This window comes from Treponema sp. SP13, assembly GCF_050938355.1.
In the GTDB taxonomy this organism is placed as follows: domain Bacteria; phylum Spirochaetota; class Spirochaetia; order Treponematales; family Treponemataceae; genus Treponema_D; species Treponema_D socranskii.
The window spans coordinates 757,952-770,537 of sequence record NZ_JADOVM010000001.1; the positions used below are offsets into that span (position 1 = coordinate 757,952).

5 protein-coding genes are annotated in these 12,586 nt (G+C 52.3%); 2 read left to right on the forward strand and 3 right to left on the reverse strand.

Features of this window, described 5'->3' with window-relative positions; genetic code table 11:
• The first annotated feature begins 78 nt into the window (after positions 1–78).
• Both IZU26_RS03365 and IZU26_RS03370 read left to right on the forward strand, forming a co-directional pair.
• Positions 79–1,983 (forward strand): flavocytochrome c, encoded by a 1,905-nt coding sequence (locus IZU26_RS03365; protein ID WP_433276776.1) that lies wholly within the window; start codon positions 79–81, stop codon positions 1,981–1,983.
• A gap of 19 nt (positions 1,984–2,002) precedes the next feature.
• Positions 2,003–3,775 (forward strand): flavocytochrome c, encoded by a 1,773-nt coding sequence (locus IZU26_RS03370; RefSeq protein WP_433276778.1) that lies wholly within the window; start codon positions 2,003–2,005, stop codon positions 3,773–3,775.
• Between the two features lie 410 nt (positions 3,776–4,185).
• Here IZU26_RS03370 and IZU26_RS03375 read toward each other — a convergent pair whose 3' ends face one another.
• From IZU26_RS03375 to IZU26_RS03385, 3 genes are all read right to left on the reverse strand, one after another.
• Positions 4,186–4,542 (reverse strand): hypothetical protein, encoded by a 357-nt coding sequence (locus tag IZU26_RS03375; RefSeq protein WP_021330680.1) that lies wholly within the window; start codon positions 4,540–4,542, stop codon positions 4,186–4,188.
• An 85-nt stretch (positions 4,543–4,627) separates the two neighbouring features.
• A complete protein-coding gene (locus tag IZU26_RS03380; protein ID WP_433276781.1) occupies positions 4,628–9,292 on the reverse strand; it encodes a SpoIIE family protein phosphatase in 4,665 nt (1,554 codons plus the stop codon).
• Entirely contained in the window at positions 9,292–12,309 is a 3,018-nt protein-coding gene (locus IZU26_RS03385) for a hypothetical protein (protein ID WP_433276782.1), read from the reverse strand. The genes IZU26_RS03380 and IZU26_RS03385 overlap by 1 nt, the downstream gene beginning before the upstream one ends.
• Positions 12,310–12,586 lie beyond the last annotated feature (277 nt).

Below are 12,586 nucleotides of genomic sequence, written 5' to 3' on the forward strand. Positions count from 1 at the left end.
TTATACCGCATACAGGTATAGTAAAAAGAAGCTGTCCAAAAACTTCAGTTTTTGGACAGCCCTAAAAGGGGGTAGGCTATGAACAAAGAACATCTTTCAAAAACGAAAAGAACGGTGGTCGCATTGTCTGCGATTGTTCTCTTGCTCAGCCTCGTTTCATGCGGTAAATCGAAATTCAAAGCAGGAACCTATACCGCTTCCGTCTACGGCAACAACGATTACATCAACGTACAGGTAGTTTTGACTAAAAATAAAATCGCATCGATAGATGTTACAAAGCATTCGGAAACGCGATTCCTCGGAGATGCGGCTATCGATACGATTGCGAAAGATATCGTCGAATACCAAACGCTCAACGTCGACAGCGTTTCCGGTGCAACCGTTACGAGCGCCGCCTTCAAAAGCGCCGTCTATCAATGTATAAAACAAGCAAACGGAGATACCGCGTCGCTGAACGCTCCGGTACCCCCGAAAGGGACGAAAAACGACAACGTCACAACGGAAAGCGCGGATATCATCATCGTCGGCGCAGGAGGTGCGGGACTGGCGGCAGCGGTAACGGCAGCACAAGCGGGCGCACAGGTCATCGTCATCGAAAAGATGCCTGTCATCGGCGGAAATACAGTCCGCTGTGCGAGTGCGTTCAATACGGCGGATCCCCAAAGGCAAGCGGCACTTCCGATGACCGATACGCTCAAAGCAGCCGTCGTCAAAGCTGTCGGAGAAAAACCGGCAAACGCCGCGCACGCAAAATTGATAAACGACGTCAAAGCGAAATACAATGCATACCTCGCATCCGGCTCTCAAACACTGTTCGACTGCCCCGAATGGCACGCGCTGCAAACATACAACGGCGGCGATAAAGTCGGTCACGTCGATTTGATCCGCACCTATACGGAAAATACGTTCAACACCTTGCACTGGATGGAGGGGCTCGGAACGCCGTTCCGCAGCAAAGTCAGCCAAGGCGCGGGCGCTCTGTGGCAGCGGACGCATCAGGTAGACGCCCCCGCGGGAACGGGGCTCATCGGCCCGCTGTATGACGAAGCGATAAAACACAACATACCGATCATTACGAATATGCGTGCCGAACGGATTATCGTCGAAAACGGAAAAGCGATCGGCGTCCGCGCAATCGACCGGTTCGGCAGCACGTACGATTACCGAGGAACAAAAGGTATCATCATCGCCACGGGCGGATACAGCAACAACAAAGAGATGCGTCAAAAATCGAATCCGTCTTTAACGCCCGATATGGTTTCTACAAATCAACCCGGAACAACCGGTGACGGAATTATCATGGCGGTCGCAATCGGAGCCGCTACGACGGGAATGGATTACGTTCAAACGTATCCGCTCGCGACACCCGGCAGCGGCACACTGCAAGGACGCGCACGGAAGATGTCCGGTCTTGACAACGTCATCGATGTCAACAAAGAAGGCAAACGATTTGTCAACGAAGACGCCCGCCGAGATGCATTTGTCGCTGCAATCAAAAAGCAAACCGATGCTATATGCTACGATATCAACGATGCATCGATCGTCGAAGAAAAAAATTCATTCAACGAAAATGTCGAAACGCTCGTATCGCTCGGACGCATCTATAAAGCAGACACGCTCGCGGGACTTGAAGAACAGCTTAAAATGCCTGCAGGCAGCCTGCAGGCGACGGTGGCCGAATACAATAAAATGGTAGAAGCCAAAAACGATCCCGTATTCGGACGCAAGCTGTTCGCAGATAAAATCGAAAAGGCACCGTTTTATGCGACCCCGCGCGCTCCGTCGATCCATCACACGATGGGCGGTTTATATATCGCTACAAATGCACAAGTTATGGATGTAAACGGCAAACCGATCGACGGTCTCTATGCGGCAGGCGAAGTTGTCGGCGGCATTCACGGCTCGAATCGGCTCGGCGGTAACGCGACGGCGGACGTTCTGACATTCGGCAGAATCGCCGCACGATCGATTTTAGCAAAGTAAACTTAACAAGGAGTGTTATATGAAAAAAATCGCATTATTTTTGTGTTCAGCCGCGCTGCTCGCCGGCACGGTAAGCGCTGCGAAAAAAGCGCAGGCACAAACCTATTCGAAAACGATTTCGGGACACAACGCGCCGATGACCGTATCGGTCACGGTGAGCAACGGAAAGATCACCGACATCGATTATTCGAAAAACCTTGAAACGATCGGCGTCGGGAAAAAAGCGCTCGAAACGGTCGCCGCGCGGATTATCGACAACCAATCGCTCGCCGTCGACGTCGTCACCGGTGCAAGCATTTCGAGCCGTTCGCTCATCGCTGCGGTGCGCGACTGTCTCGTGCAGTCGGGAGCCGACATTAAAAAATGGACACAGCCGAAAAAAGCGAAACAGCTTAAAGATGAAACGTACAACACGGACGTACTCGTCATAGGAGGCGGCGGCGCGGGACTTGCGGCAGCCATCTCCGCAGAGCAAAACGGCGCGAAAGTCATCGTCATGGAAAAAATCGGTTTGCTCGGCGGAAGCACGAACGTTTCCGAAGGCGCGCTCAACGCCGTAGATCCCAAGCGCCAAGTGCCGCAGGGTATCACCGATTCCGTCGAAACTTTTTACAACGCAACGATGACCGGCGGTCACAACACCGGCACGCCTTCTCTCGTCCGCTATATGACGAGCAATGCGCTTCCAGCAGTCGAATGGCTCGAATCGATCGGTGTGCAGTTTAAAGATAAAATCGGCGCCGCTACGGGCTCGCTCGGTCAGCGCAGTCACTACCCGAAAACGCCGTCCGGCAACAGCTACATCAGAGTGTTCGAAGCGTACGCGGCAAAACATCCGAACATCACCGTCATCACGGACACGAAAGCGACGTCGCTTATTAAAAAAGGCGACAGAGTTTCAGGCGCGGTCGGAGAAAACAAAGGCAGGAAAATCACGGTCAACGCTTCCAAAGGCGTCATCATCGCAACCGGCGGATTCGGTGCAAACGTCGCGCTCCGTCAAAAAGTGAACACGGGCGTATGGAAAGAAGTGAAGCTCGACAATTCGATCGGCACGACAAATATGTTCCTGTGCGCACAGGGCGACGGCATTACGCTCGCCGAAAGCGCGGGCGCAAACGTCGTCGGTATGCCCGATATTCAACTCCACCCCTGCGGTACGCCGGGAACCGGCCTCATGGAAAACATCCGCACATCCGGCAAAAACCGCATCTTCGTCAACGCTTCGGGCAAACGCTTCGTAAACGAAAACGCGGCGCGCGATACTTTGTGCAAAGCGATTTTCGCACAGGACGGCAGCACCTACTGGATTGTCGTCAATTCCATACGCTATCCGTCACGCGATTTCGTCGACAACAACGGCGCGACGATCGCAAACATGGTCGCACAGGGTTCCGTCATCGAAGCTGCAACGCTCGACGAACTTGCGCAAAAGACAAAAATGAACGCCGACGACCTGAAAGCGTCGGTCGCACAGTACAACTCCGTCGTTTCAAAAGAAGTCGAAAAAGACGAACTCGGATTTACATCGAACAGCCCGGACGACAAAACGCTCGACGCAGGTCCGTGGTACGCGTGCAAAAAAGTTCCGACCGTACACCACACGATGGGCGGTATCCAAATCAACACGGATGCCGAAGTGCTCGGCGCGGACGGGAAACCCGTTCCCGGCTTATACGCCTGCGGCGAAGTTACCGGCGGTATTCACGGTTCGAACCGGCTCGGCGGCAATGCGATCGCAGACTGCATGGTATTCGGAAAAACGGCGGGTAAAACGGCGGCATCGCGCTGAATTAAATGCCGATAAAAAATTATTAATAATTAAATGATCGAACGGCGGGCATGTATAAAGCCCGCCGTTTGTTTTACCTTCCGCCGCTCCCGCTTCGAACGGCGGCGCGCGGTAAAAATCCGTTCCTTAAAATTCAACAGTCGAACAAAATATCAATTTTGGAGACTGTTGAATTGGTGCGCGAGAGCGCGCACGTATATCCGCGAGTTTTCGAAAGAAAACTCGAAGTTAAAAGCGCTGCGCTATTCCAGCGGTGCTTTTAAACCTTCCTTAAAATTGCACAGCGAGTAAATCTTCGGATTTAGGAGCCGTGCAATTCGTGCGCGTAAGCGCACACGTATATCCGCGAGTTTTCGAGAGGAAACTCGAAGTTAAAAGTGCCGCGCTATTTCAGCGGCGCTTTTAAACGTTCAGTCCTGCTTCGGCTTTTGAGCAAGCGCTTCTTCGCGCTTTGCAATCTCTTCGTCGCAGTGTTTTACTTCCGCAACGATCGGTGCGATATCCGCATCGTCGGCGCGAACTGCAGATGCCGTATCGCCTGCAAATTTTTCGAAAACTTTTTTTCCGAGCGCAAGCAGCTGCTCTTCTTTTTTCGTTTCGAACTGATGTTTTTCTATACGGACGACGCTTTTGTCGCTGAAATCCTGAACGGCGCTGCTTGCTTTGTTGAACGCGGTTTTGGACGCTTCCATGCCTTTGTCGAATGCCGTTTTAGACGCTGTGACGCCTTTGTCAAAATACCGTTTGATTTTATCACCGATAGCCATATAACCCCCTGTACATTCCCCTATAATATACATACAATTTGCCGATTTTGCAAAACGTTTTTGTAAAATATTCCGGCGGAATATTTTACGGACGGCGGACGGCGAGCAGCGTCAAATCGTCGAGCTGTTCGTCTTCACGGAGATACATATATTCGAAATAGTTCGGACCTTCCGCGCTTTCCTGTTTTACACCGCAATAATAATTATATCGATTGAAGTGCTTCTCAAGAAATACGTCGATTTTTTTGTCGACGCGTACGACATCGGTTGCCGTTACGTCGGGCGACTTATACATACGGAATACTTTTTCGATTGCCACAAGCGCGATGACGGCTTCTTCGAGCGTACCTTTACACGTCGAAAAATCGAAGAGCAGCTCTTCATCGGGAATCGGATTGTGAAATTTTTCGAGCGTATACACGCGGCGAGCAAATACCGACTCAATGATGTCGCCGACGCGGCGGCTTTCGAGCTGCTCGGAATCCTCTCCGACTTTGTGATTGCCGTGAACGTCTCCCGGATGCAAGCCGCGTTTTGCACACTGAATAACGGCAAACGACGACGGTGAGCGGAATTTCCGCGTTGCTTCTTCGATGCCGTCGGTATAGAGAAAGAGCACGTCGCCTTTTTGTAAGTGTGTCTTTTCGACTTTAAAGCCGCCTTTCGAATCGACGAAAGCGGATGAAAGCGGACCTGCCGCAGGCGTTTCGAACAACGTCAGTTCGGTTTCCTTTTGCGCCATATTGTCGTACATGTGGACGATGTTGTCGCCCGCATTGCACATATAGACGTCGCCCGAGTACGTATCGAAGAGACAGATGATGATCGTTGCGAATTTTCCTTTGATGCCGAGCGATTCGATAAAATCGTTTATCTGCGAAACGATCGTGTCTATCTGCGTACCGTTTTCTTCGTACGACCAGTGTTCAAAATACGTGCGGAACAGCGTCGCGACAATCGTCATGAGAAGGGCAGCAGGTACGCCGTGCCCCGATGCGTCGCATTTTATTAAAACATACCAGCGGTCGTCGAGTTTTTTATAATCGAAATAATCGCCCGAAACTCCCGTCGCACCTTCGTAATAACCGAAACACTGGAGATTAGCTTCGTCGAGTTTTGCGACCGTTCCCTTTACACCGTCTTCGTTTGTCACAAGCGGAAGGAAGGTTTGCTGCACAACTTTGCCGTCCATGAGCAGCCGCTCGTCTTTTGCCGCACGAATCAGTCCGTGAGTCATTTCATTGACGCTTTCACCGAGCCGACCGATTTCATCACGGCTTTTGATTTTTATATCACGTCCTGCAAGCTTCAACTTGTCGCTCGTCGCACCGATAATCTGCACGTGACGCGCAAGTTCCCGAATGGGCGCTACGATGATCGACGCTAAAACAAACGAACCGGCGGCGCCGATCAAAACGGCAAAGGCGCCGATGAGGAGAGCCGTCAAAAACACGGTACGCTGTGCGTTGTAAACCGCAGCAACGATATTTTTGGTAGACACTTGAACGAGGACAATGCCCCGCACGTACTCCTGCGACGTACCGTGACGGTACAGCACCGGCCGGTAAAAAAGGTAATCGGTATTTACGCGGTCGAAGTGCATGTCGTCATACGCGGGAACGGATGAGCTTCCGTTTGCGGCGAGCTCGTTCAGCAAAGCGGTCAGCTTTGTCGAAAGCTGCGTCGTAATCTGCGCAATCTCTTCGCGGCGGGCTACGGAACGCCTATCGGTTCGAAGTGCAAGAGAAATACCTTCCGCGTTGAGTTCCGCTATGTCGGCTGCGATGCCGCTCGCCTCTTTTGCAGCAGTTTCATTGAGCTTTTCACATCTCATCGCGATCTCTTGAACAGTGGGATCTATGATTTCCGATGCGCCGTAGGCAAGCGTCGAATTCGCAATCTTTTGCAAAACATCGGGGTCGTTCGTAGCCCACACATACGCGAGGCTCGTATTCGCATTGTTCGACGGATAGCCGGTAATCGTCACGTACTGCGCTTCTTCGAGCGACGACATTTGATCGGGCAGATAATTCATTTCGAGGATATTCTGCGTCGACATATAGATGCGCGTGCTCGACGTCAAACTTTCGAGCAGCATATCAACTCTTTCGGAAAGTCCCTGCGCAAGCGTACGTTGCTGCGTGCGTACCATATTGACGCCGAACGGGACGGCAACGAGCGCGACGGTGACGATAACGAGAAGCGTCGTAAACAACATTAATTTGAACCTGAGGCTCATGCCTCGCTGTGTCAGCTGCATAAACCGTTTTTTCTTTCCCTGCGGCATAATATCTCCTGCAATGAGCGCTCGTATTTCCATACGGACGGCGAGGACGTCCCGTATCGTCTCCGTCAATCCGAAAAGCGCGAATACAAATCCAGCTGCGGCGAGCACGAGCACTATCCAAAGCAAAACCGTTCCGACTTGCATGCGATACGGCGCCATCGCTCTCATGGGCATCCACGGCGAATCGTATGCGTAGCGCCGTTCCATTTTGACGGTACCGTTTTCTTCAACGCGGAAGAGCGGCTCGCTCATAAAAAGCCCGCGTTCCGGATGCACGATACCGATGCGGTATGCGCCTTCGTTGAGCCCGGTACCGACGCGCATATCGACGATGCGATTGTCCGATGCGACGCGAAAGAGTCCGTCGCTCCGTCGAAGCGTTAAATCGTAGGGCGCTTTTCCGTCCCTGTCGATATAGACCGTATCGACGGTGCCGTCGTACGTAAATCCTCCGCCGACGATATCGAGCGTTATGTTGCCGAACATATCGGACGATGAGGTAACCGACGTAATATACGTCGACGGCACATATTTATTGAGCAAAAACAGCGACACGGCCGCCTCTCCGATATTGCCGACTTCATCGATCGCCGCAACGGAAAACGCATAGAGGCCGTTTTTTCGGTTTGCATACGAAACGCCCTTTTCTTTTCCGAGCATACGCTTCGGCGGTTTTTCCGCATGCAGCGCATCGTCTGCGTGGGACGACAGCAGCGCGGAAACGATCGGCTTCGCTTCATCGACGCCCATGCGTATCGGACGGTGCTTTGCGGAAACGAGGCGATTATCGATCGGCGCAAGGTACTGCAGATGCCACGTGTAGCCTGCAACATCGCTGTCGGCCGCGTCAGGCTGCCAGCGTATACGAAACGAATTCGAATCGATAAAGCCGTATGCATCCGTTCCGGGAACTACGATCGCGGGTTTTGCGGGTGCGGTCAAATCGAGATAATACGCCGCTTCGGCCGGCTCCGACCAGTTGCCCGCATAATCCGCCGCCCGAACTTTAAAATACCAGTCTCCCTCGGACGATGCATTCGTTTCGATCGTCCGTTCGTCCGGAGTATTCATAATCGTTTCGGGCGGTTCCGCCGATTTGTTTTGCGACCAGCTCCACGAATAGCCTGCAATGCCGGATGAATCCGACGGAAGGGTGACGCGGAAACGAACGCGGGACGCGCGAGACCGTTTTCCTTCTTTGAACGAAAGCGGTTTAAGCGTGGGAGCTTGAACCGTTACGTCGGGCTCAAGGCGGTAGATACCCGGATCCCCGTTTACGGGATTTTCCTGCCACACAAACGACAGCCGTACCGCTTTCGACTTTTGCTGCGTGATAACCGGAAACGCAAAGAGAGACGGCACGCGCCCCGAAGAGATCGCCGTTTCTTCCCACAGCGGGCCTTTTTTCTGCGCCATACGCACCGTTTCTACGCCGCTTCTCGTATCGAACCAAACGGCCGACAATTCGTTATTAAATGAAAAGAGTACGGCGCGATTTGCATTTCCTTCACCGCTGATTTGCTTTGCCGTACCGGAGGTGATGCCGTTCTTCGTCAACTGTGCGACCCAAATATTCGAATTCTCGGAAGCGTAATATGTCCGCTCCCACGCGATATAGGTGACACCGGACTGCGTAAACAAAAACGGACGCTGATTGTGATACAAAGAAAAATTGCGCGTATCATCGGGAGCGAGAGAAGCGGCATCGGTCAGCAGCAAGGGCTCAGACCACGTCACGCCCGCATCGGAAGAAAAAGTCGCATAGAGCTGATAGGATATGCGATTTCCCGAAATATACTGCGCTTGAAATACGACGACATCGGCTCTCGGCATCGAAGCAAGTACGGGAATAAACGGATTCGTCAAAGAACCGGCCGGAGTAAACGCTGAAAAACCCGACCATGAAAAACCGTCGGGAGAAGACGCCGTATACATCGCGAACGAAGCATTTTGTCCGAGCGATGTAAACATCATAAAAGTACCGCGTTCGGTCGCATAGATCTGCGGCGCGACAAAAGGTTCGGTATAGCGCGGAATCTTCGCTTCGGTAAAATATGCGCCGCCGTCGGTCGACACGAAAATCGAAAGCGACTTCGTACCGGAAAGGACGGCGACGGCGAGCGTACCTTTTTTCGAAAGGGCGACCGAATAGATATCGGGTATCCTGCCGGAATACGGAAAGGGACCCGCAAAACGGCTGTTTGTCCGCTGCACGCCGCGTGCATCGGTATACTCGCACGAAAGCCATATCGTTTCGCTGCGCGTATCGATTTCCTGCCAAAACACACAGCTCTTCGTACCGTCGGTCGCAACACGGGGAAAGCGCGCATCGCCTTTCGTAATGCGTACGGGATCTTCCCAATACATCGTCTGAGCGGAGAGACGGGAAAGTGATGTACAAAAAACTGTGGCCGAGAACGCGAACAAAATCGCGCGTTTTACTATCGTTATCCTTCGATTCATCACAGCAGCGCCCGAATCTTCTTTTGCAAATCGATAATCTTCGAAGAGTTTTTATTTGACGATTTTTGCAGTAACTCTTCAACGAGCGCATTCGCAGTGACGACATTATTGTTCTGGAGCGCGGCGACCGCCTTTTGATACTTCGCTTCGTCTTCGGATGACAACACGATGAGCGTCTGCCCTCCGATCGCGATCTGTATGCGATCTTTTAAGAGGAGTGCCGTATTGTTATTCGAGTCAAGAGAAATCGCTTCGTCGACGAGTGAAAGAGCCGAGCGCAGCTTTACTTCGTCGCGTCCCGCGCCGTCCATGATATTCTGCGCTTGTTTCGTAAGGGATGCCGCGCGCGTGATCGCAGTACGGTCTTGCGGACGGCGGCGTATGCCCAAATCGATTTCCGTTTCATAGATCAAAGCGGAGAGACCCGGATACGACGGATCGATTTCATGCAAGTCGAGCAAATCGGTATAAGCCGACTGCCGCTTGTCCGGGATTTTGTAATTCGCCTTTGCCATTTCGACGCGCTCCGCAAAAAGAGACGCAAAACCAGATGGGTTGAGCACTTGTCGAATCCGCAGCGCTAAAAGGCTCGCCGCGCGATTAAGCGGATAGACGAGCTGGAGTTCTTGAATTTTTTGGAGCGCTTGGGCGAGAATCGCCCGTCCCTCGTCGGTATCGCCTTTTTTTAATAAATCTTGCCCTTCTTTAAAATACTGCCGCGCAATGCTCAAAAGCTGCGACATTTCGGGATAGAGCGGCGCCGACGGCGAAAGGACGCGCCCCGTACGAAGCGAAAGCGCCGTACCGACCAGGGCGAGCAGCGATACGATTTCTTCGTCTTCTCCGATATTCGTCGATGCCCACAGTGCCTTTGCCTGCGTCAAAAGAGATTCCGCCGCGGTAAAATTGCCGTTGTAGTATTCGTTTCGTGCGCGTGTCTTTATATCGCGTACGCGGCGAACGACGCTTTCGTTTTGGCGTGTTTGAATACGTTCACCGAGTAAAGCAAGCCGTTCGTCGGATTCGGTACGCAGTTTTTCGGATTCCTGATACGAGAGCGATTCGTTATATTTCGTACGCGACTCCTGCAGCCGCCTGCGCGCTTCGTCGAAGTCGTTTGCCGCGAGTGCTTTTTGCGCTTGCTCGTATCGGAGATCCGCTTCGCTTTTTGCGCGCTGCGCCGCTTTTACCTGCTCAAGCGCAGCCGCACCGATAACCTCGACATTCGGCACAAGCGAATCGAGTTTGGTAATCGATGCGTAAATCGATTGAAGCGACAGTGCGTATGCGTCGGCGTTTTCCCCGTCTGCAAGCAGCTTGCGTCCGGAAACGAGGGCGGCTTTATTTTCGGAAATCTTTTTTTGAAAGGTACGGACGGCTTCGGTTACTTGCAGCGGGTAGTGAAACGTCCCCCCCGACGCTTCATCGAACTCGCCGCTGTCCAGCGTTTCGATAGCGGCGGCATCGCTTTCCCGTGCCGTAACATAGGATGTGCCGCACGCAGCGTAATACGAAGCGATTTTCTGCCACAGTTCGATAGCCGTATTGCGGCCGAAGTCCGCCGCATCACGAACGTATTTTCGATATGCACCTGCGAGACTGTCAAACGGGATCACTTCGTCGTCGGCATCTTCGGTATGCTGTGCTTGGAGATACGCGACGGCTTCAGGCGACACTTCGAAAGCGCCTTCCGAAATTTTCGACTGTGCCGATTTTATATTGTCGGATGCAGCGAGGAGAGAAGCCGCATACTCGTTTCCTTCCGCCACCCGTTCATAATCGCTCGGTTCCGGCAGTGCAAGGGCTTTTTCCCGTTCAACCGTCATCGCTCCGCCCGCATCGAGCAGTGCGGCAAAGCGCGACGAAAGCGATACCGCATAGTCGAGGGATACGGTAAAATTCGGAAATATCGATTTTCCCGGAGTGTCATCCGAGTCCATGCGCAGCGCATACAGCGCATCTACCGATTTTCCGATTTCGGCAAACGACAGGATCTCGTCAAGATCTTTTTGCGACGGGAAATCGTTTCCGTCGGCGAAGCTGTCGGAACTCAGCGCATACACGAAAGATTCGGCATGCTGCGTAATCATCGACGCGATTTCATCTTCCATGTATTTTATCAACGCGTCCCATTCGTAATCCAGCACGCCGGCGACACCCGAATCCGCAATCGTATTGACGCCGAGTATACAGCGCGAAACGAAAGGCAAAAACGACGCATCCGTCATCGACGACGTTCCCGCCCGCATCGCCTGTCCCATATCCCACAGCTCATATCCGAGCCGATAGATGCTGTTCCTCACTTCCGCAAATGCATTGAACGCATACTGTACGGAGACAAACGCCGCGCGCGCGCTTTCAACGTCGTTCAAACGAAGTGCATCGGTAAAAGAACGCACCGTATCTTGCAGTACATCTTCGAGCGCTTTATACGCAGCGATCTTGGCGTCAACGTAGGACAGGGCGCTCCGCACCGGAATCGTCACGCTCGGATCCGTATGATCGCGAAAAAAATCGTCGCGATACATAAAAAAACCGCTCTGCGTTTTATCTACCGCACCTCTATAGTTGCCGCTGTGCGCCGCATCCGCACTTTCCTGTAAAATCGCGAGCAGCTGTTTGCGGTACATCGTAAACTGTGCCGCAGTGCGCGCATTGTGAATAAAGGCAAGCTGTTGTTCCGTGGGATTTTTTTTCAGCGATTCAAGCTTCGCTATAATTTCCAATATCTTTCGTCCGTTTTCCGGTTCAGTTTCTATCGCATCGATAAGCTGCAACGAAATCGCCGTGTATCGATCGAGCGTTTTAAAAATTCGATCCGCACGATGCTGCCCATCGTTAAAGCATTCGGGATAGGTTTCAAAAAAATCGTGCAGAGCCGAAAGCGCCGCATCGTACTCCGTCTCTTGAATGAGCCGATCGATTTCCGCAAGAGAACGACCTTCGCCTTTCGGTACTGAAAAAAAAGGCACGGCAATGAGAATACAATATAGTGCGATAAAAAATACTTTTTTCATAAAGGATTGTGATCTTTCGCTCTCATATATTTTATCACGGTTTTATAAAAAAACCTACCGTACGATACGTCCCCAGGTCTTACGCATGAGAATCTATATTCCCCCAAAAATAACCGTACCGTAAAAAATCGGCTGCACTCCCGGCAGCAGCCCTGCCGTTCGCCGCGGCTGACCGTAATTGGAATCGGACTGCGCAAAATTTCTACGAAATTTTGCTTGCCATCGGTCAGAGCGGCTCGGCGGCATTGCCGCTGCCTCGCGTTCCGCCTTTTTTATG